General features: G+C 64.1%; 18 protein-coding genes. 3 read left to right on the top strand and 15 right to left on the bottom strand.

Going from position 1 to position 21,880, the window contains the following annotated elements:
• The first annotated feature begins 116 nt into the window (after window positions 1-116).
• The 3 genes from H4I92_RS10275 (at window position 117) to H4I92_RS10265 (ending at window position 3,926) form a co-directional block, all read left to right on the top strand.
• A complete protein-coding gene (locus H4I92_RS10275; RefSeq protein ID WP_077530499.1) occupies window positions 117-2,456 on the top strand; it encodes a helicase-related protein in 2,340 nt (779 codons plus the stop codon).
• 61 nt (window positions 2,457-2,517) lie between these two features.
• Complete coding sequence (gene pbpG, locus H4I92_RS10270) at window positions 2,518-3,474, top strand: D-alanyl-D-alanine endopeptidase (RefSeq protein WP_077530498.1); 957 nt, start codon at window positions 2,518-2,520, stop codon at window positions 3,472-3,474.
• A complete protein-coding gene (locus tag H4I92_RS10265; RefSeq protein ID WP_218668196.1) occupies window positions 3,471-3,926 on the top strand; it encodes a CopD family protein in 456 nt (151 codons plus the stop codon). The genes pbpG and H4I92_RS10265 overlap by 4 nt, the downstream gene beginning before the upstream one ends.
• Here H4I92_RS10265 and H4I92_RS10260 read toward each other — a convergent pair.
• From H4I92_RS10260 to H4I92_RS10190, 15 genes are all read right to left on the bottom strand, one after another.
• A complete protein-coding gene (locus tag H4I92_RS10260) occupies window positions 3,917-4,450 on the bottom strand; it encodes a methyltransferase (protein ID WP_077530497.1) in 534 nt (177 codons plus the stop codon). The two genes, H4I92_RS10265 and H4I92_RS10260, sit on opposite strands and share 10 nt — an antisense overlap.
• Window positions 4,451-4,487: 37 nt before the next feature.
• On the bottom strand, window positions 4,488-5,825 hold the full coding sequence (locus H4I92_RS10255) for an MFS transporter (protein ID WP_077530496.1): 1,338 nt from the start codon (window positions 5,823-5,825) through the stop codon (window positions 4,488-4,490).
• On the bottom strand, window positions 5,825-7,906 hold the full coding sequence (locus H4I92_RS10250) for a TonB-dependent receptor family protein (RefSeq protein WP_179105686.1): 2,082 nt from the start codon (window positions 7,904-7,906) through the stop codon (window positions 5,825-5,827). Before H4I92_RS10250 ends, H4I92_RS10255 begins: the two co-directional genes overlap by 1 nt.
• Entirely contained in the window at window positions 7,896-9,386 is a 1,491-nt protein-coding gene (kaiC, locus tag H4I92_RS10245) for a circadian clock protein KaiC (RefSeq protein ID WP_077530494.1), read from the bottom strand. Before kaiC ends, H4I92_RS10250 begins: the two co-directional genes overlap by 11 nt.
• Before the next feature lie 26 nt (window positions 9,387-9,412).
• Complete coding sequence (locus H4I92_RS10240) at window positions 9,413-9,691, bottom strand: circadian clock KaiB family protein (RefSeq protein ID WP_077530493.1); 279 nt, start codon at window positions 9,689-9,691, stop codon at window positions 9,413-9,415.
• A gap of 27 nt (window positions 9,692-9,718) precedes the next feature.
• Window positions 9,719-13,114: an EAL domain-containing protein gene (locus H4I92_RS10235; RefSeq protein WP_077530492.1), complete on the bottom strand. Its 3,396-nt coding sequence runs from the start codon at window positions 13,112-13,114 to the stop codon at window positions 9,719-9,721.
• 62 nt (window positions 13,115-13,176) lie between these two features.
• On the bottom strand, window positions 13,177-14,709 hold the full coding sequence (locus H4I92_RS10230; protein WP_077530491.1) for a GTPase family protein: 1,533 nt from the start codon (window positions 14,707-14,709) through the stop codon (window positions 13,177-13,179).
• Window positions 14,706-15,923, bottom strand: a complete 1,218-nt coding sequence (locus H4I92_RS10225) for a YcjF family protein (protein WP_077530490.1) — start codon at window positions 15,921-15,923, stop codon at window positions 14,706-14,708. The genes H4I92_RS10230 and H4I92_RS10225 overlap by 4 nt, the downstream gene beginning before the upstream one ends.
• Before the next feature lie 82 nt (window positions 15,924-16,005).
• The gene (gene mnhG / locus H4I92_RS10220) at window positions 16,006-16,386 is read right to left on the bottom strand and encodes a monovalent cation/H(+) antiporter subunit G (RefSeq protein WP_077530489.1); all 381 of its coding nucleotides are present in this window, start codon (window positions 16,384-16,386) and stop codon (window positions 16,006-16,008) included.
• Complete coding sequence (locus tag H4I92_RS10215; RefSeq protein WP_422821987.1) at window positions 16,383-16,619, bottom strand: MrpF/PhaF family protein; 237 nt, start codon at window positions 16,617-16,619, stop codon at window positions 16,383-16,385. The genes mnhG and H4I92_RS10215 overlap by 4 nt, the downstream gene beginning before the upstream one ends.
• A 60-nt stretch (window positions 16,620-16,679) precedes the next feature.
• On the bottom strand, window positions 16,680-17,153 hold the full coding sequence (locus tag H4I92_RS10210; RefSeq protein ID WP_077530487.1) for a Na+/H+ antiporter subunit E: 474 nt from the start codon (window positions 17,151-17,153) through the stop codon (window positions 16,680-16,682).
• Window positions 17,150-18,652 (bottom strand): Na+/H+ antiporter subunit D, encoded by a 1,503-nt coding sequence (locus tag H4I92_RS10205; protein WP_077530486.1) that lies wholly within the window; start codon window positions 18,650-18,652, stop codon window positions 17,150-17,152. The genes H4I92_RS10210 and H4I92_RS10205 overlap by 4 nt, the downstream gene beginning before the upstream one ends.
• Window positions 18,652-18,999, bottom strand: coding sequence for a Na+/H+ antiporter subunit C (locus H4I92_RS10200; protein WP_077530485.1), 348 nt, complete (start codon window positions 18,997-18,999; stop codon window positions 18,652-18,654). The genes H4I92_RS10205 and H4I92_RS10200 overlap by 1 nt, the downstream gene beginning before the upstream one ends.
• 15 nt (window positions 19,000-19,014) lie before the next feature.
• Complete coding sequence (locus H4I92_RS10195) at window positions 19,015-19,452, bottom strand: Na+/H+ antiporter subunit B (protein WP_077530484.1); 438 nt, start codon at window positions 19,450-19,452, stop codon at window positions 19,015-19,017.
• On the bottom strand, window positions 19,449-21,749 hold the full coding sequence (locus tag H4I92_RS10190; RefSeq protein WP_179105685.1) for a putative monovalent cation/H+ antiporter subunit A: 2,301 nt from the start codon (window positions 21,747-21,749) through the stop codon (window positions 19,449-19,451). Before H4I92_RS10190 ends, H4I92_RS10195 begins: the two co-directional genes overlap by 4 nt.
• Window positions 21,750-21,880: the final 131 nt, after the last annotated feature.

Genomic DNA, 21,880 nt, shown 5'->3' with positions numbered 1-21,880 from the left:
AGCTCCGTGCACTCCAGGCGCCCCCTTGCCGCCAATTTAGGCCAGCCACTGTTAGAATGGGAGTCGCATTACTATCTGGTCCATTGAACCTGCAAACAGCGCTCGACTGCAACCGAATGCATCAACTACCCATTGATCCCCACCGTACACGCTTCATGGACGCCCTGCAGCAGGGCCACGCCGTTGTTACCGCGGACACGGGCTCCGGCAAGTCCACCCGCCTGCCCGTTTGGGCCTGCGAACAGGGCGCCACCCTGGTGATCGAGCCCCGGCGGGTGGCCTGCACGGCACTGGCCGGCTTCCTCGCCCGGCAACAGGGGACGGCCCTCGGTGAGGGCATTGGCTACGCCGTCCGGTTTGATGTGCGCTGCAACAGCGACACGCCACTGGTTTTCGCCACCCCCGGCATGGCGCTGCGATGGCTGGGCGAAGGCGGGCTGCGGCGATTCCGGACCGTTGTCCTGGACGAATTCCACGAACGGCGCTGGGACACCGACCTGCTGCTCGCCCTGCTCCAACACCGGGGCGAGCATCATCTCGTTGTCACCTCGGCGACGTTCGCGGCGGAGACCGTAGCCCGCCACCTGCAGGCGCCATTGATCGAGGCGGAGGGGCGGCGGTTCCCCGTAACCCTCCAGCATGACGCCAGGGATGAACGCCATATGCCTGAAAGCCGCCATCTGGCGGAGCGCATGGCCCGGGCCATCCAGCGGGCACTGAGGGAAACGTCCGGCCCGGTGCTGGCATTCCTGCCCGGCCGGGGCGAGATCCGTGATACGGAGCAGGCCCTGGGCGATCCCGGCGTCCCGGTACTGACCCTGCATGCCACCGTGGACGCCGACTCCCAGAGACAGGCGCTGGCCGAGGACGACGGCCAGCGTGTCATTCTGGCGACCAACGTGGCGGAGACCTCCCTGACCATTCCCGGGGTAACCGCCGTGGTGGACTCCGGCCTGGAGCGTCGCACCCACCAGCGCAACGGCCGCACGGTGCTCAGCCTGGCCGCCATCAGCCAGGCCTCGGCAGACCAGCGCAGTGGCCGGGCCGGGCGCACCGAAGCGGGCACGGCGATTCGGCTCTGGGGCCGCGGCGCACCGCTGGAGGCCACCACCGCACCGGAGATCCAGCGCGAGGAGCTGACCGAGCTGGTACTGGCCGCCGGCTGCGCCAACGCCCCCGCTCACAGCCTGAGCTTCCCCGACCCACTGCCGCAGAAAGCCCACAGCAAGGCGCTTGAGCAGCTCCAGCGCATGGGTGCCGTGGATGAAGACGGCGTTGCGACCGACTACGGCCAGCGCCTGTTCCAGCTCCCCATCGACAGTTTCTTTGCGCACCTGATCTCGGCCATGCCGGATGCCGAAACCCAGGGCGCCATGGCGGATCTCACGGCCGCACTGAGCACCCGCCCACGCCTGTTCCGCTTCCCGGACAAGGAGGACCAGCGCCGCGCCCTGGGCGACTGGCTGCCCACCCCCTGCGACGCCAGCACCCTGGTGGCCATGCTGCGCACCCGGCCGCCGGCACCGCTCAGCGTGAACGAGCAGGCGCGGCGTGAAGCCCGCCAGCTCGCCGGACGCATCCGGGACGCCCTGGGGCTGCCATCGATTCCGGAGACGCCCCTCGATGACCCTGCTCACCTGCGCCGGGCAATCGCGCAAGCGGCCCCGGAACTGGTCTTCGTCCGGCGCGAGAAACGCCGCCAGGCCATGGGCAACGATGCCCGGGAGGTCCTTCCGGATGACGCCTCCCGACTGCCGGAGGACGCCGAAGCCGCCCTGGTGCTGGACGAATACAGCACCCCGGGTAAACGCGGCCACCGCCAGACCATCACCATCGCCACCTGCCTGGCGCCGGTGTCACTGTCCATACTGGACGAGCTGGATCTGGGCGAGGTGCGCTTCGGGGAGATGCGCCTCGAGGACGGCGAACCCCGCGTCCGCCGCGAGCGCCTCTATGCCAACCGGGTCGTCAGTTCAGCAGACATCACCCCCTCCGGTGCGGACCTGCGCAGCGCCCTCGCGGAGCTGATCCTGCAGGGGCAGCTGCTGACCCCAGTCGGTGAGAGCATCCAGGCGGATATCCAGCAGTGGGCGCTGTACGTGGCCCTGGGACACGGAGAAGGTGACGTTCCGGACTCCCCCAGGCAATGGCTCTGCGAGCGCCTGCAGGCACTGGGCGTGGAGGAGCCCGGGGACGAGAGCCTGATCGAACCCGGGGATCTTGCCTTTGAGGGCATTCCGGAATGGGAGCGCGAGACCTTCGACCGGCGTTACCCCCGCCGCCTGTCCCTGGGGGATCTGGTCATGGATGCAACCTATGAACCTGCCGCCCGGCGCATCACCCTGGACTACCGTCACGGCCCCCGCAAAACGCCGCCCAAACGCTGGGAACTGCCCAGCTGGAAGGGCTGGAAGATCCGCTACCGCCGCGCCAGCAAGGTGGTTACGGTACAGTGAACCCGGTTCCACCCCGGCGCCCAGTGTGGAACAATGACGTCTTTAACGAGGAGGGGGCCCGATGGTAAAACGCTGGCTGACTTGGCTGTTCTGCCTGCTCATCCTGCTTCCGGCAGGAGCGGGTGCATCGCCACTGACAGAAGGACTCGACACCCGAAACCTGGAACTCGCCTCCGTTCACGCAGCCGTGGTTGATCTTGAAACCGGATCCCAGATCCACGGCAAGAATGCCCAGATCCCGGTTCCCATCGCCTCGATCACCAAGATGATGACCGCCCTGGTGGTCCTGGAATCCGACGAGCCACTGGATGAATACCTCACCATCCTGGAGCGGGACCGCCCGGCTCCGGTCAACGCCTATTCCCGCATCCGCATCGATTCCGAGGCCACGCGCCGGGACCTTGTGCGTATTGCCCTCATGGCCTCGGAGAACCTGGCGGCCCACCAGTTGGCGCGCCATCATCCCGGCGGCTACGACGCCTTCATCGAGGCGATGAATCGCAAAGCGACTCTGCTCGGCATGAACAATACCCAGTTCGTGGATCCGGCCGGGCTGTCCTCGAAAAACCAGTCGACCGCCTCGGACCTGACACGGCTGATGCGCGCGGCCTGGAAAAATGAGACCCTGCGCGAGCTGTCGACCACGCGTTATCATACGGTGCACTTCCGCAGCCCGCGCTACCAGCTGCGTTACGGCAACACCAACGTGCTGGTGCATCGGCGGGGCTGGCCGGTGCGTCTGACCAAGACCGGTTACCTGAACGACGCCGGGCGCTGCCTGATGATGGTGACCCGGGTGGATGACCGCCCGGTGGGCATGGTGTTCCTCAACTCCTTCGGGAAGCGCACCCCGCTGGGCGATGCCGGACGCGTGCGGCGCTGGCTGCGTACCGGCAACAGCGGCGCCATTGCCGGCGCCGCCAAACGCTATGAGCACAGACAGGTCCAGGCCCTGCAGGCCCGCGAGACCCAGACCGCCGAGAACACACACAAGGAATCAATGGAGACCGCGCAATGATCGGACTGTCCCTCTCGCTGCATGCCCTCGCCGCCGTGATCTGGGTGGGTGGCATGTTCTTCGCCTACATGGCCATGCGCCCGGCCGTGGTGCGGGTGGTGGATCCCTCCCAGCGGCCACTGCTGTGGTGCCACGCCCTGTCACTGTTCTTCCGCTGGGTCTGGGCCTCAGTGGGCATCCTGCTGGTCACCGGCTACGGCCTGATCCACGCCCTCGGCGGCATGGGCAATGTCGGCGCACACATCCATATGATGCACGGGCTCGGCCTGCTGATGATGCTGCTGTTCCTGCACATATTTTTCGCCCCCTACAAGCGCCTCAAGCAGGCCGTGGACAGTGGCGACATCGAGGAAGGCAAGCGCCGGGTCGGCCAGATCCGCAAGTTCGTGGCCATCAACCTGGTCATCGGCCTGATCGTGGTGGTTATCGCCACCGGCGGGCGTTACTGGTAACGATAGCGGTAGACCCGCGTGGCGTAGAGATCCGGGAGTTCCCTGACCGCCTCGGGCTCGCGCCCACGCAGGGCGAAGCAGTGGCTGATCACCCAGCGCACCGACCCCGGATCGCGCTCCAGCCGCTGCTGCACCGCCTGCATGCCCTCCGGCATCAGATAGCACAACAGCACTTCCACCCCATCCAGATCTGCGGCCCGGAAATCCCGCCGGTGGAAGTTCAGGTTCTCCAGCCGCATCAGCCGCACCAGTAACACCGACACCAGCCAGGGAAAGAACGACACCTCGTAGCCGACCACCCGGGTCCGCGGGAAGCGCCGCGCAAAACGGAGGGCAAGCGTGCCCCAGCCGGAGCCCATATCCACGATGGCACCGTCTGGCTGCTCAGGAACCAGCTCCAGCATCGCTTTCGGCGCCCGGCCCAGACTGGGCATGGGCGGCATGCCCGTGCGCAGGGTCGACCAAAGGATGGACGCCCCCACCACCAGCACCATGGCAAGCGCTACCAGGGCTGCTACCTCCACGGAAGGGCTCCTACCGGCTTCCAGTGCGCCTCAGCACTCATCCGGAGTCCGACTCCCGCCAGTTCTCGGCCACATCCTGCCCCCGGCGCTCATTCACCGGCAGCACCGTCACCATGGCCAGCACGAACAACGCCAGGCAGAACAGAATGGCATCCGCCAGGCCCAGTGCCCACTGGATCAGGCCCAGCCCCAGGATCCCGAATATAGCCGCCAGCTTGGAGGCGGTGCCCCAGAAGCCGAAAAATTCCGCCGCCTTGCCCGTGGGCGTGAGCACGCCCACCAGGGCCCTGCCGGCGGACTGGGCCGACCCCAGACTGAGCCCGGCCAGCACACCGGCCACCAGGAACACCTCCTGGGCCTCAAGCTCGAGCCCGGCTACCCGTTCCAGCAGCAGGGTCATGTTCGGGGTCTGCCAGATGGCCAGTATGGCAACCACCCAGAGCCAGAGCGTGATGAGGTAGGTGCGGCGAGCGCCCCAGTGCCCCTGGAGCCAACCGAACAACAGCGCGCCGATGGCGGCGGTGATCTGGACGGTGATGAACATCAGGGTGCGCGTGGCCTCGTCCCAGCCGATCACCTGGGAGCCGTAGATGAACGAGAAGCTGACGATGATGTAGATCCCGGCCATTGAGAAGAAGATCGAGACCAGCAGCCAGCGCAGGTCCCCGAACTGGTTCACCACCCGCCCCGTGGCCAGAAGGCGGTTGATGCCCAGCCGGGTCAGCGACCAGCCCTCCGGGACCACACGGGCGTCGCCACGCTCACGGACCCAGACGAAGGTGGGGATCGCCGCCAGCAGGAAGAACACTGCCGCAAAGGGCCCAACCCAGCGGATAGTGTCGTAGTTTTCCGCCGTCACATCCCCCAGGAAGGCCAGGGTGAAGGCCGTTGCCACCAGCCCGCCGATGTAGCCGAGGCTCCAGCCCAACCCCGAAATCCAGCCCAGCTCATTGCGCGGGCCCAGATCCGGCAGAAAACTGGAAATGAAGCCCTCGCCGATGGCATAGGCGAAGTTGGAGACAATGATCAGCACCATGGCGATGATGATCCAGCCGGGCTCCACAAAGTACAGCAATGCGGTTGCCCCCACGGTCACAAGGTAGCTGGCAAACAGGAAGCGCTTGCGCGAGCGGGTGTAGTCCATGACCGACCCGCACACCGGGTTGGCCACCACCACCAGCCCATAGCTGACTGCCAGCGCCAGGCTCCAGAGGAAGTTCCCCAGCCGGTAGTCGGGGCCGTCGCCGACGATCACACGGGTGAACAGGTCCCCGAACACCACCGTGATGATCAGCAGCGTGTAGGCCTGGTTGGCGAAGTCGAACATCGCCCAGCCGAAGATCTCACGGCGCGGTGCGCGGGTCTGTGCGTCCATCAGGGTGCCTGGAAGGTCAGCGAAACACTGGCATGAATGGTACGTCCTGGGGCGGGTTCATAGAAAGCGCCGGTACTGGCATCGTCGCTGGCATTGACCCGGATATTGCTGAAATAGTCGCGATCGAACAGGTTCTGGATGCCCGCACCCAGTGTCAGGAGCGACCCACCCAATGACAGCTCGTACTGGCCTCGCAGATGCACCAGCCCGTAGCCGCTGGCGGCCACCTCATTGGCATCACTGACGTAGACATCACTGACCGCCTCGGTTTCCACCGCTGCCATCCAGGGCCCCTGCTCCCAGGCAGCCTCCAGGAACAGGTTGTGTTCCGGCAGCCCCGGGAGGCGGTTGCCTGACAGCCCTTCCGGATGATCCCGGAACCGGAAATCCGACCAGGTGTAGGCGCTGGTCAGGGTCAGGTTCTTCGTGGCAAACGCCTCAGCCCCAAGCTCAATGCCATCGCGGCGGGTTTCGCCGGCATTGCGGTACGTGGCACTGCCATCATCATTCTCGTTGACGACGATCTCATCCTCGGTGGCGACACGATAGGCGGCCAGCTCATAGCGCAGCCGCTCGCTCACGACCCCTTTTAACCCAACCTCCGTGTTGACCGCCTTCTGGGGCTTCAGCTCTGCTTCGGGCTGATTGTTGTTGGCTGTAGCATCAACGAGCTCCGTGAACGTTGGCGTTTCAAACGCCGTCCCGACGTTGGCATACAGCTGATGGCGGGGATGGAAGGACCAGGTGGGCCCCAGGCTGGCACTGAACTCATCGTAGCTGCGGTCATCAAACGCCCCATCACCGCCTCCCCGCTCGTCCACCTGGAACCGGACATGGTCGTAACGCCCGCCGACCATCATGCTGACGGTATCCGTCAGGCCCAGATCCGCCTGACCATAGAGAGCGCTGCTCGTGGCCTGCTCCAGGGCGTCCCGGGCTTTTGTTCCCCGCTCGCCATTGCCGCTTACGTTGAAGCGTTCGCGATCATCGCGCTGCTCCCTGAAGGAGGTCCCCAGCGTCCAGTCCACTGGCAGGCCGGCCAATCGGGCCTGGTCGCGGTATTCCGCGGATGTACCGTAGAAGTCCCGCTCGTAACCAATCAGGCTCGGGCCCGGAAACGGCAGCTGCTGCTCGAAGTCCCGGCGTGCGTAGAAGGTGGTCAGCTCCAGCTCCCCCGGCAGGCTCGCAGTGTCACTGTAGATCAGCCCCAGCCGCTGCTGGTCAACACTCTGGCCGGTATCCAGGGCCTCAGCATCAGGATCAGCCTGACGGCGGTCCGCCCTCACCTGGGCCCGTGTCAGCCCGCCGGGGTCCTCGCCGGTGGGCTGGTCATAGGCGGTAAAGACCGTCTCCAGGCGCCGGCCCGGGCCCAGCTGGTACCCGGCCTTGCTGTTGAGCATCATCTTCTCGGTCCGGCTCTGGTCGCGGTAGCCGTCGTAATCCAGATGCCAGGCACTGACATGGCCGTTCCAGGCGCCGGATGTGCCGCCGCCGCTGGCCGCCACCCGGCGCAGGCCATGGCTGCCACCGGTCACCGAGGCCCGGGGTGGTGCACTGCCCCGTCCGTCCGGTGTCGTCACCGCCAGCATGCCGCCGGCGGCATTGCCGTAGAGGGCCGAGGACGGACCGCGCAGCACCTCCACCCTTTGGGCGCTTTCCAGGTCGATGGTGTCGATCTGGGACTGGCCATCCGGCAGGGTCAGCGGCAGTCCGTCCACACGCAGCCGGATCCCACGAATACCGAAGGCGCCCCGGGCACCGAAGCCGCGCATGGAGATGCGCAGGTTCTGGGCGAAGTTGTAGCGGTTCTGGAAGAAAACGCCGGGGACGCGCTTCAGGCCCTCATCCAGGCCCAAGCGCTCACGCCCATCCTGAAGGGCGGCTTCATCCACCACGGTCACCGCCATGGGAGCTTCCGCGCGGTCCCGGATCAGCCCCGTGGCGGTCACCTCCACCGGCGCCACCCCCATGCTGGTTTCCTGGGCGCCGGCGAGGGGCACGGTCAGCGCAACCACCACTGCCGCCAGTCCGCAGTGCAGGCCCCGGTCCCTTGTTTGCGTTGCTCTACGTTCAGCCAACATCCAGATGCTGCGGGTTCCCCGAGACAATGCCCACCACATTACCGAAACCACGGCCGATGTGCATGCCGGAGCCATCAATGCGGAACTCTTTTACACCCCTGTCATGGGGGGAGCCGCGCATCTTGAGCACGGTGATGCCCCGGCGTATCTCGCCCTCGGTCTCCACATAGCGCAGCAGTATGATGGAGTCGGTGATGGTGGAAATGTGCGATTCGGTCACGGAGCTGCCCCCGAACAGCTGCGGTGTGGCGGCGGTGAACAGGCCCGCGACCTTCTGCTGTTTCACGTAGGATGTGAGCCCGATCACGAACTGGCGGAACCCCCTGATGGTGGCGATGCGTTCCAGGGCGGACAGGCTGTCCACGGCAATGCGATCCGGACGGAACTCATCGATTTCCCGTTTCATGGCCAGCAGATGATCCTCTATGCCCGCGGATTCCGGGTAGTCACAGATGACCCGGAGCTGGTCGCTCTCCTCCATGGCGCGCACATCCATGCCCCAGCCCTGCGCATTGCGGGTGAACTGGTCACGGCTTTCCTCGAAGGCGAACAGCAGGCAGCGCTCTCCCTGGCTGATCCCGCCCTGAAGAAATTCCGTGGCCATGAGCGTCTTACCGGTACCCGTTGCTCCGGAGATAAGAATGATGGAGTCGCGGAAGAAGCCGCCACCGCACATGGTATCCAGGTCCGGGCTTCCGGAGGTAATGCGTTTGCTGGTCGACCCCTGGGAAAGCTCCAGCGCCGAAAGGGGAATGCAGGCCATGCCCTCGCCGTTGACAATGGAGAAGGGGTATTCGCCCTTGTGGTGCTCGGTTCCCCGGAACTTGAGGATCTCGATGGTGCGACGGCGCTTCTCTTCCTCGAGAAGGTTGCGCAGGATGACGACATTGTCAGCCACGAACTCCTCAACGCCGTAGCGGGCAATCTCACCATACTCCTGCCGGCGCTCGGAGGTCATCAGCGCCGTCACGCCGAGTTTTTTCAGGTGCGCGGCCACGCGGAACATCTCACGCCGGGTACTGCTGGTCTGGGCGAACTGGTTGAACACCGCGCCCAGAGAGTCCATGGAAAGGCGGGTCGCGCCCACCCGCTGGACCGCATAGCCCACCCTCGCCATCAGGCCTCCGAGATCATATTCTCCCAGCACCACCGAGCTGATTTCCGGGTCGGGCGAGGCATCCACGAACGCCCACAGGCCCTGCTCCTCCCAGGCCTGGATGTCCCAACCGAAACTGGCGAGGTTGCGGCGCAGGTCCTCGGCACTCTCCTCAAAGGTGACGAAAACGCCAGGCTCGCCGAACTGCTTAATCCCCTCTGCCAGGAACTGCGCCGCCATCAGTGTCTTGGCACTGCCGGCCGATCCGGAGACCAGTGTCGTCCGCCCTGCCGGCAGACCGCCGGATGCAATGTGATCAAAACCCGGGATACCGGTGGCAACCTTGCCGATAGCGCGGTCATGAACCCTGGTTGCATCAGTCATGGATGGATCCTCCATTGAGTATCGGATCAAACGTCGATTTCCAGTGCCGCCAGCACATCATCGGCGTTCGACAGATCCCCGATGACACGACGGTCCGGTACCGGGGATGTTTTGACCAGTGTGGGGGTCGCCATGATCCGGCTCGCCTCCGCACGGTCGGGTTGTTCGAGCACGTCCACTATCTCGTAATGGCATCGATCGGACAGCACTCCGGAACACAGGTTCCTGAGGTTTCCAACAGCCCGCTGCCCCCGGGTGCCATCGCCAGTAATGAACAGAACCAATTGCAGCTGCCCGTTACTCATGACAGTGCTCCATGAACGGAGAAACACCTAGGTAAGCTCATGATCGCCTGCCCCAAGGTAGTCGGCCAGATCGGCGGCCGGGATGGGTTCGCTGAAGTAGAAGCCCTGATAAGCGGAACAGCCGTTATCACGCAGAAAATCCAGATGCTCCCGGGTTTCGACCCCTTCGGCCATCACGCTCAGCCCCATGCTCTGGCCCAGGCGGATGACCGTCTTCGTGATGACCGCATCATTGGGATCATCCAGTACATCACGCACGAATGACTGGTCAATCTTGAGCTGATCCAGCGGCAGGGTCTTGAGATAGAACAGTGACGAGTAGCCGGTGCCAAAGTCGTCCAGCGAAAAGGTGATGCCGAGCTCGCGCAGCGACACCATTTTTGCCACCACCTGTCCCACGTCCTCGAGCAGCAGCGTTTCAGTCACCTCCAGCCGGAGCCGGCGTGGATTGGCCCCGGTTTTCTCCAGCGCCGCACGGATATCGGTGACGAACTCCGGATGGCGGAACTGGCGGGCACTGACGTTCACCGAAAGACTGAGATCGGCCGTATCAGTGCTCCGTGCCCAAATGACGAGCTGCTCACAGGCCTGGGTGAGCACGAGCCTGCCAAGCTCCACGATCAGCCCCGTCTCCTCCGCCAGCGGAATGAACTGCCCCGGAGCGATAATGCCCTGCTTTGGATGCTGCCAGCGGGCGAGCGCCTCAAAACCGATGACGCCATGCTCCACCTCGAGCTGGGGCTGGTAGAACAGAACGAACTCACGCTCCCTGATGGCGCGCCGCAGCTCCTTCTCCCGGGCCGCCCGGTTCGCGACCTCGGATTCCATGTGCTCATCGAAGAACCGTATGGAATTGCGCCCGGATTCCTTGGCCTGGTACATGGCCAGATCCGCCCTCTTGAGCAGCTGGTCCACGCTGCTGGCGCGATCACCGAAGAGCGCGATACCAATGCTCGGGGTGATGAAGAATTCCTGGCCGGAAAGCTCAAAGGGCAAACGGAAGACCTCCAGAATCTTTTCACCGACGATGGCGACCTGCTCGGCGGCGTATGAACTGACCGGATCCATTTCCGGCAGCATCACCACGAACTCGTCACCTCCGAGCCGGGCCACGGTATCGCTGCGGCGCACGGCGTACTGGAGACGCACGGCCACCTGGCGCAGCAGTTCATCCCCCAGGTCATGGCCGAGGGTATCGTTGAGGATCTTGAAGTTGTCCAGATCCAGAAACAGCAGCGCGCCAATCTGCCCGTTACGACCACTGACCACCAGCGCCTGCTGCAGGCGGTCGACCAGCAAGCGGCGGTTGGGCAGCCGTGTCAGTGGGTCGAAGAAGGCAAGTTGCTCGATCTCACGCTCCTGTTCCTTGCGCTGGGTAATGTCGGTGTTGATAACCAGCATCGACTGTGGCCGGCCATCATCATCACGCACCATGGTCCAGCGCCCTTCCACGATCAGGCTGTGGCCGTCGCGATGGCGCTGGGCGATCTCACCCTTCCATTCACCGTCATGGAGCACATTGACGAAGGTTTTTGAGAACTGGTCACGGCTGTCGGCTACCAGCGTCTCCAGCGGCTGTCCGAATGCCTCCTCGGCGCTCCACCCGTACAGCCGTTCGGCGCTCTGGTTCCAGAACAGCACACGCTGATCCATGCCCAGAACGATGATGGCGTCCTGGGCCTTATCGAGCAGCGAGGCCTGGTCGCGGATGCGCACATCCGTGTTACGGCGCTCGATTTCCGCCTCCGCGCGGCTGGCGAAGATCTGAATGGTGTTGTAGACGAAATCCTCTTCCTCCAGCGGCCAGGCGAAGAGGGTGATGAGGAAGCCGATGGGCTGGCCCGCCGCATTGTCGAGACGCCAGATCACGCCAGCGCTCGTATCCGGCCGGTCGCCGCTGTTCAGCGGGAACTCGCTGCCACTGAGCTCATGGAGCACCAGGCTGCCACGATCAAAAGCCTCCAGGCAGGGCGTTTCCGCCAACCGGAACCCGACATTCTCCCGCAGTTCATCGTGAACAATCACCGACAGTGTCTCTGCGGTTGGGTCCTCTCCCATATTCACCCGCGCCACCATGCTGATGACGCTGCCCAGGGCCTGGTTCATGTTCCGTGCCAGCTGTTCAAAAAACTCCGTGCCCACGGTGGCCGATACCCCGGAGGCCACCTTGAGCACGGTCTCCTGCACACGCTGCTTCTCGCTCTCGGTGCGTACGTGCTCAATGCCGAACGCCAGGTTGCGGGACAGGCGCAGGAGCAGGCTCAGTTCCTCATCGGTGACGCGCTGGCAATCACGACCATAGAGCCCCAGGACACCGAAGGCACCACGCTCACTGCACAGCGGCAGATAGATCAGACGGCCGTAGCCGTGCTGGACAGCCGGTTCGACCTCGGCGGAAGCAAGGGGTACCGCCCGGGTATCCTCGTAGACCACCGGCCGGGCCTCCCGGATCGCCTCGCCAGCAGGCGCCAGCCCCGCCCTGAGGCCGGTGTCCCAGCTGAGTTCGGCATCACCGATGAACCCAGCCCCCTGGCCCGCCCAGTGTACCGGTTGGATGGGATGGCCGGGCGACGTCTCGGCCAGCCCCACCCAGACCAGATCGTAACCCCCGATGGTCACAGCGGTGCGACAGATCTGCTCCAGAAGCTCCTGTTCCTCACCAGCGTGGAGCACTGTTTCATTGCAGGCGCTGACCAGTCGCAGGGCCCGGTTACTGGCCTCAAGCGCTTTCTGCGCGTCATAGCGCTCCGTCACATCCCGAAGCGATGCCAGCCATGCTGTGCTGCCGTCCCATTCAATATCGACAACCCGCATCTCCATGACGGTGTAGCCACCATCGCCGTGGGGCACCTCCACCTCGGTGCATTCGCCCGTGGTGAGCGGCAAGCCGAAATCCCGGCTGATCAGGGCATCCTCTCCGATCTGGAACAGCCACAGGGCAGCTTGATTGCACATCCGCACCCGGCCATCACGGGAAACAATGATGATGCCGTCGGCATTACGCTCAATCACCCGCCGGAAACGGGACTCACTGCGCCGCAGCGCATCCTGGGCCCCCTTCAGCTGCAGAAAGCCCTCCACACGGGAAACAAACTCCGAGTCGGAGACCGGGCGGGTAATGAAACCATCGACACAGGAGGGTTCGGCAAGAGCGCCTGACGGCTCTGCCCGACTGGATGAGATCCCGACAACAAAGATTCCCTGCAGTTGCGGCTGCTCGCGAAGGCTGCGGATGAAACCGGAGGCAGGCACGTCTCCCGGCCGGATACCGATCAGTACCAGATCCGGATGATGGCGCTCCACCAGCGCCAGGCAATGATCCGTGTGCGTGGCCTCATGGACCCTGTGCCCCAGCGTCCGCAGCAGTTCCGAGGTTACCGATACCGAGGCGGGATCATGATCGACAACGAGAATACAGCTCATCCAATACCTGCGGTATCCACAGAAAGACTCTCTCCTGGTTACGAGCTTTCGCTGTGATCAGTTCAGTTGCTTTTACGTGTCTTTTCAAAAGCCGCCTGCCCGGCATTGCGGACCTGCCGCCAGAGATAGCGCCAGGTCTCATCGCGCCGGCGTTCACGCAGACACCGCAGAAGCCGGATACGCCGGGCTTCATCCAGCTGGTTCTCCATGAGTTCGACAAGACCGGGGGTCACATTGAAGGGCATATCACCGTTGAGACTCACGGCCACCCGGTGCCGGGCGTCCAGATCAAGCGCCTGACCCACTGCCTCCACAGCAGCGACAATGTTCCGGGCCTTGGGCGTCTCCGTTTCGGCAAGCGCATACGGCGGTGCCCACTCACGGGCGGGACGGACCGCGTCCACGCCCGTCACCACGCCGATCAGCGGCGGCGGGCGACGGGAGGGATCCTCCCGGAACCAGCCCCTGATGCGCTCCAGTACCGCCCGTTCACCCTCACGATCGGCGCGCAGTGCCGGCGTCACCCACAGCACCAGATCCGCCCCCAACACCTCACGGCGCAGGGTAGCGGTATCAAGGGCTTCCCCTTCCACGCCCGGGGTATCGATCAGCAGCACTTCATCGCCGTCACTGCTGCCCCAGCGGTAGGCCTCAATGGCACCGGTTGTTCCGGCGGCACTGTCCACCGCCGCCACCGGTTCCCCTACCAGCGCATTGATCAGGCTGGAACGGCCGCTGTTGGCGCGGCCCAGCAGCAGTATCCGCAACGGCTCGGACGCTTCGGACCGGCCTTCACTCTCCCGCTGCTGCAGCCGGGAGGCCCGTGTCACCGACTCCACGGGGGTTTCCGGCTCCAGCAGCAGACGGCCGCTGTAGAGCTCAATGGCGTAATAGCCCACCTTGCGGATGTATTCGCGCAGCAGCCAGGTCTGGACCTGCTCCGACCCATAACCCAGTACCCGGTTGCCCAGATCCCGGCGCAGCTCGCGGAACACCACGCTCGTGGGGTCCACCGCCGCATGACCCAGGCGGTACAGCCCCTCCAGCCGCACCGCGGTATCCCGCCAGCGCCGCAGCCGGGCCATACTCCCCAGGGTCAGTCGATGGCTGAGCGGCACGTGATCGACAATCTCCGCCCGCAGCTCCCGGCTGGCCCGCTCAATAATCAGCAGCATATGCGGAACAGTGAGCTCCAGAAGCGGCCGTTCACGGCGCGGATGGTAGTGGCGGGCCACATCCTCCACGGTATCGCGCCCCAGCCGGAAAAGCCCGGTGGCATCGCTGAGCGGATACTGCTCCGGTGTGGCCTCGCTGGCGCGGGCCTCAACGTGCTGCCAGGCGTCATGGGAGTCTGGTGGCCAGTGAGCCTCCGGGGCTGTGGCCGGCGGCAGCTGGCTGCGACTGGATACCCTGGACAGCCAGTGAAGCCCGTATCCGAGGAGGCCACAGCCGGCAAGCACCAGGAACCAGATCAGGAGCTGGCCGGAATCCCAGAGCCAGACCAGACCCAGAGCGGGCAGCACCACAAGCGGCAGGAAGGAGACCACCACGGCCACCAGTCTCAGGTAGCCGAACTCGCGCAGCAGCGACTTCATTCGCCGCCCCTGTCGCGGCCAAGGTGGAGGCCCTGCTCGAACGCCTCGCGGTAGAGACGGCGAATGGCCTCCGCCTCGACCGGCATGCCATCGGCTGTGCGCGCCAGATAGAAATCCGCCGCCTTGCCCAGCGCATAGGTCACCGCCGCGCCACTGGAAGCCCCCCAGGCCGCGCCCAGAGTCTGCCCCCAGCCCGGGACCATCTTGACCAGACTGCGCCCGGCCCAACGCAGCCCATAGCCTGCAAGCGCCCCCACGCCCAACAGACCGAAGAACTCCGAACTGCGTCGCATGTCCCAGGGCTGTTGATAGATCCGAGCGAGCGCATGCAGCATCCGAACCTGCAACGCCGGAAGCAGCGCGGCGTCGATCAGCGGCAGGGCACCGGCGCCGGCAGCGGCCATACTGTAGCCGGTGATCTGGGGGTGGGCCGCACGACTGAACAGATCCCGCAGAACCGGATCCTGCTGCAGACGAGCCCGCAGTTCAAAGGTGGCGGTCTCCTCGATCGCCCGCCACAGCCCTTCCAGCCCATAGTCCGCCGTGGTGTAGCCATCCTCTTTCAGGGTGAGATCCACCGCCACTGACACCACCGGGGCATACCCGGGAAGCGCTCGGCCCAGTTCCCGGCGTTCAGCCAGCGCCCGCCGCAGGTCCTCGGGCACTGTCTCCGGCAGAGGCTCACCGTCAAACGGCCAGGGCATGACATGGTCCGACCCCGGCGGGTAGAGCTCGTGGAGGGCCGTGTGCACCAGCACCACAGGCCACTCCGGGTGGCGCCTGCGCACTGTCTCCAGGGCGTCCAGAACTGCCTTCTGATCCGGGTCCGCGATTTTCATCACTGCCATCACCAGATGGGACTGGGATTCGCAGAAGGCCAGGTCCTCGTCCGCATCATAGGCAACCTCGCCCAGACCGCGGGTATCCAGAAAGCGCACCACAGGCGCCTGCTCGGGAAAATCGTAGAAGGAAGCCGTGCGGGTACAGGCCTGGAAGCCATTGCCGATGGTCGCACGCGGACTGCCGGTCAACGCCCGGATGACGGATGTTTTGCCGGACTGCGCCTTGCCCAGCAGCCAGACTACGGGCGGTGGCTGCTGTTCGCGTGCCTGGGCAAGAGCGGCGGTCAGCCGTTCGTCATCCACGCCCGGGCGCAGCAGGGCTTCCCGCAGAACGCCCAGTGACGTCAGGGACCGGGGGAATGAACGCGTCATGGGGTGGCCGATCTCCGGTTGATGTGGACTGCAACCTTTCCAGTCCACCTTACCGGCTCAGCGCTGGGAAGTCAGCAGGCGATCAGAGCCGGGGCTCGTCCTGATCCGCGGCGTCGCTGCGCAGGCCATGGGTGCGGGTATCGTAGTTCTCGCGCAGCTCATCCTTGATGGTGCCGTCCCACAGGGGCACGCCGATAATGTAGCCCGCTCGCCCGATGGCGTGGGCGGCAATGGGCGTGGTCATCATGATAAACAGGACAATAGCCAGCCCCCGCGCCAGCGCCAGCCATTCCGCGAATCCAAGCACCACGCCCACCATGATCAGCATCGCTCCCATGGCGCCAGCCTTGGTTGAGGAGTGCATGCGCGTGGGCAGGTCCGGCAGACGCAGGATTCCAAGCGCCGCCAGCAGCATGAAGGCGGCGCCACTGATCAGGAATACCGCAATGATCAGGTCCATCATTCGCGTGGTCCTCCGCGCTCAATGAAGCGTGCAAAGCCGATGGCCGCCAGAAAGGCCACCAGCGCTACCACGATCGCGACATCCAGGAAACTCAGTACACCGGTATCGAGCGCGTGCACGCCGATGATGCCAACGACCATGGAGCTGATCAGCTCGATTGCCACCACCCGGTCCGGAAGGGAGGGTCCCTTGCCCAACCGGATGGCGGCCATCAGCATGGCCAGCGCCAGCATTGAGTAAACCAGTGTCAGCACAAAGCTGTTCATCGTATCAAGTCCCCGCAGCCGATCACGTTAGCGCAGTACGCGCAGGATCCGGCGTTCCAGCTCATGCAGGCTGTCGCGCAGTTCCTGTTCGTCGGCCATGAACATGGCATGGATATAGAGCACTTTACGGTCGTCCGAGACGTCCAGGCTCAGCGTGCCCGGTGTCAGCGAGATCAGATTCGCCACAAGCGTGATCTCGACATCGCTCTTGGACTCAAGCCGCATGGCAATAACACCCGGCTTCATGTACCAGACCGGGGTGATGACGTCATAGGCCACCCGCACATTGGCCACGAACAGCTCCTTCAGGAAGAAAACAGCAAAGGCCATGAATCGTGGCGCCCTCTGGGAGTAGCCATGGAGCATCGGTATGTGGCGCTGCATTACGGCGAGCGCAAGATAACCGAAAACAAAACCCGCCAGCAGATTGCCCCCGGAAAAGCTGCCGGTGAGCGCAACCCACAGTAATGCCAGAATCACATTCCAGAAAAAAGCGATCATGGGCGCGCCTCCAGTACCGTCTGGATGTAGCGGTCCGGGTTGAGAAGCTGCTCCGCCGCTGTCTCCGCCAGCGCATAGATGGGCTCACCATTGAGACCAATGAACAACGTACAGGCCGCAAGCCCGCCAATGGCCGTATACATCCAGCCCAGTCCAACGGTGCTGCCCTGCCCGGCCGGCTCACCGGATTCCGTCTCGGGTGCCGCTTTCCAGAAAACCTCCGCCCAGATCTTGGTCATTGAATACAAGGTCAGCAGGCCGACCAGCAGCGCCACGGCGGTCACCCCCCAAGCCTCGGCCTCAACACCGGCCCGGATGACGATGAACTTGGCGAAGAACCCGGAAAGCGGCGGCATACCCGCCAGCGAGAAGGCCGGGATCAGGAACAGCACCGACAACATCGGCCGGCTCCGGAAGAAGCCACCCAGATCCTTCAGCTCATGGGTCCCGGCGATGCGGTAGGTGACACCGCTGACAAGGAAGAGCGTGGTCTTAACAATGATGTGGTGCATGATGTAGAAAACACCCCCGATGATTGCCAGGGGCGTATACAGCGCCAGCCCCAGAATCATGTACCCGATCTGGCTGACAATGTGGAACGACAGGATCCGCCGGAATTCATACTGGGCCGCGGCTCCCAGCACCCCGGACAGCATGGTCAGCCCGGCCACCCATATCAGTATCTCATGGGTATAGGCCACGTCATGATCAAAGACGATGGTGAACATCCGGAACAGTGCGTAGACCCCGACCTTGGTCAGCAGACCAGCGAAGAGCGCGGACACCCCCACCAGCGGCGTGTGGTACGACGCCGGCAGCCAGAAGAACAGGGGGAAGGCGGAGGCCTTGATGCCGAAGGCCACCATGAACATCACCGCCACAACATTGATCAGAGCGGTGTTCTCCACTTGGTCGATCTTCTGGGCGATGTCCGCCATGTTCAGAGTGCCGAGCAACCCGTAGAGAATGCCCACGGCCGAAAGGAAAATCGCCGAGGAGAACAGGTTCAGGGTTACGTACTTGATCGCGCCCTCCATCTGGGCGCGCTCGCCCCCCAGGGTCAGCAGCGCGAAGGAGGCGATCAGCATCACTTCGAACCAGACGTAGAGATTGAATATATCGCCGGTTACAAAGGAGCCCGCAACCCCCGCCAGCAGCAGGTGCATCAACGGGTAATAGCCAAAATGCTCGTGGCGCTCGGGGGTGTCGCCCATGGAGAACAACGCGATCGCAAGGCCGGTAATGCCCGTGAGCACCACCATGATCGCGCCAAGCATATCCACAGCGAGGGTGATGCCAAGCGGCGCTGCCCAGCCGCCCATGTGCAGCACCACCATACCCTCCGCGTGCACCACCTGGAGCAGGCGTATGGAAACGGCCAGCAGCGTCAGGGTACCCACCAGCCCCAGCACCCGCTGGGCGATACGGTAGCGCCACAGCGCCAGTGACAGGGCCCCGAAAAGAAGCGGGACCAGAATGGGAGCAACAGCCAGGGACATCAGGTATCGGTATCCTTCATCCGGTCCAGGTCATCCGTACCGACCACCTCATAGGCGCGGTGGATAAGCACTACAGAGAACGCCAGCACGCCGAAGGCGATAACAATGGCGGTCAGGATCAACGCCTGTGGCAGCGGGTCGGCAACCGCCGAAGCCGGCACCTCCGCCCCTTCCGGGACCAGTGGCGGCGCCCCCTGGCGCATGCCTGCCACCGTGAATATCAGCAGGTTGGCCGCATTGCTCAGCAGCATGAGGCCAATCACCAGCTTGACGATGGAACGGCGCAGCATCATGTACACCGCGGCAGCGAACATCGCGCCCACGATATAGGCCATCAGTGTTTCCATCAGCAGCCTCCGCACTCAGGCATCGGATTCCTCCGATTCGGACAGGCCCACCACCATGGTGAGAATGGAACCGATCACGGTCAGATAGACGCCGACATCGAAAATCAGCGGCGTCGAGAACTTGTAGTAGCCGCCACCGGGCAGCGGAATCTCCCACCACTGTGCAGTCATGGCCGGCTGGCCCAGCACCAGCGAGGGGAGGATCGAGGCCAGGCCGATGAGCAGCCCGACCCCCAGAAAATCACGCGGATCCACTCGCAAAAGCTCGCGCGTGGCGCTGACCCCATACGAGAACAGGAACAGCACCACGGCCCCCGAAGCCACCAGCCCGGCGATGAATCCACCACCGGGCTCGTCGTGGCCACGGAGAAGCAGAAAAACCGAGAACAGCAACTGCATGGGCACCAGGACCAGCGCCGCCGTTCGAAGAATCAGTGTATTGGCTTCCCTCATGCTGTCTGATCCTCCGCCTTGAGCCGGATCATGGAGTAGACACCAACGGCAGCCAGGGCCAGTACGAACATTTCGCCCAGGGTATCCAGGGCCCGGAAGTCCACCAGGATCACATTGACAATGTTGCGGCCGTGGCCATCCGTGACACTGCGGGCCACGTGCTCGGCCGAAATGGGTTCAAAGAACTGGACCTCGGTAGCCGCCAGGATCAGTACCGTCATGAGAGCACCCACCAGAACGGCCACGATGATGTCGCGCCAGCGTTCCAGGGGTGAGGACATGCGCGTGAAACCGGGCAGCCGGAACAGCACCAGGACCAGCAGGATCACCGTCAGGGTCTCAACCAGAATCTGGGTGATGCCCAGATCGGGCGCGCTGAAAAGAATGAATATGAGTGCCACGGAAAACCCGACGATACTCATGGCGGCCACGGACCCAAGCCGCGATATGGTCCCCGTGGCGAAGAAGGCGGACACCACCATCAGGAGGGCAATACCGGCCGCGAACCCAGAATCCGGCACCGGCAGGCGCAAAGGCACCCCGTACTGGGTGATCAGTGTGAAGCCGGTGATCCCGACTGTGGTCAGTGCCAGTGTGATCATGTAGTTGCCCATGGTGCCATTCTGCAGCACCCGCGTCTGCCAGGTGGCAATGCGGGTGAGCCACTCCATGATCCGGAAGTAGCCCGCCTCGGGGCCAAAGCGGCCAAGACCCTCACGCAGGACATCCAGCTGCGGCTGGAGACGGCCCCAATAGCGAAGAATCACTGCAGCCACAACCAGACAGGCCAGGGACAGGATCAGTGGCATGTTGATGCCGTGCCAGAGCGCCAGATGCACTTTCTCCGCGGTCCCGCCCAGGGAGGCAACCACCGGCGCAACCAGGGTCTGTTCCGGAATGAACAGGGCCACACCGAACAACAGCGACAGCCCCGCCAGCACCACCGGCCCCGCCAGCATGGAAACCGGCGCCTCATGGGGGTGTTTCGGCGTCTCCTGGCGCTGCCCGTAGAAGGGTTTGATTGCGATGATACCCGCCGCGACCATCACACCGATTCCCGCACCCACCGCCAGCAATGGCAGCAGCATCTGCCAGGCGGGGGCATCAAGTACCGCCTCGAACATCAGCTCCTTGCCCACAAACCCAAGCAGTGGTGGCAGCCCCGCCAGCGACAGCGCCGCCACTGCCGCAGCCACCGCCGTTACCGGCATCAGTGGTGCCAGGCCGCCCATCTCAGCCACATCCTTGGTGCCGGTCTCGTGATCAAGAATGCCGGCAATCATGAAGAGTGCGCCCTTGTACAGCGAATGCGCCACCAGGAAGGTCGCGAACGCCACCAGCGCGTAGTGGGTGCCGATGCCAATCAGCATCACCAGGGTGCCCAGCGCCATGATGGTGGAATAGGCCAGAACCTTCTTTGCCCCGGTGTGGGTGATGGCCATGAAGGCACCAGTGAACATGGTCAGGCCGCCGAAGAGGCTGAGCAGCAGCGTCCACAGCTCAGCCTCGCCCAGCGCCGGGTTCAGCCGCGCCAGCAGATAGACCCCGGCCTTGACCATGGTGGCCGAATGCAGGAACGCCGAAACCGGCGTGGGCGCGGCCATGGCGTTGGGCAGCCAGAAATGGAACGGCACCTGGGCCGACTTGGTGAACGCTCCGGCCAGGATGCACAACAGCATGGGCACCGCCCACTCGTGCCCGATCAGATCCGCATCCGAGGCAAGCACCCCGCTCAGTGAGTATGACCCGGCCACGGTCCCCAGCATGATGAGCCCGGCCATCAGTGCCAGCCCGCCAGCGACCGTCACGAACAGGCCCTGAAGGGCGCTGGCCCGGGCCTTGACGTCCTCGTGGTCAAAACCGATGAGCAGGTAGGAGGTGATGCTGGTCAGCTCCCAGAACACGAAGAGCGTCACCAGGTTGTCCGAAAGCACCAGCCCCAGCATGGAGGCCATGAAACTGAGCATGACCACGTAAAAGCGCCCCAGATAGGGGTGGCCCTTCAGGTACCCGCCGGCATAGATGAGGATGAAGGTGCCGATACCGCTGATCAGCAGGGCGAACATCAGCGACAGGCCATCAATCAGGAAGTCCAGGTTGATCTCCATGGCCGGGAACCATGGATAGCGCACCACCTGGGCGCCGTTTGCCATGACTTCCGGAAGCAGGCCGGCAAAGTAAACGAAAAGCATCGCCGGCAACAGCGCGAACACCCAGCCACACCGGTCACCGGCTACCCTGCAGATCAGGGGGGCAAACAGCGCCAGTATGAATCCGGAGAGAACGGCAGGCAGCATCAGTTGGGGGTGCTCCAAGGGCTGGACATTGCGAAGGAGGATACCGGAGCGCATTGATCGATAGCAAGAAACGCCGGTTCGGTGCAGCCCGTCACATCATCGTGGAAAGTACTTCTCCACAATGCGGCATT

Origin of the sequence: Vreelandella halophila, from assembly GCF_019903425.1 — a bacterium.
In the GTDB taxonomy this organism is placed as follows: domain Bacteria; phylum Pseudomonadota; class Gammaproteobacteria; order Pseudomonadales; family Oleiphilaceae; genus Halospina; species Halospina halophila.
This window is presented reverse-complemented; position numbering and strand designations above follow the sequence as displayed.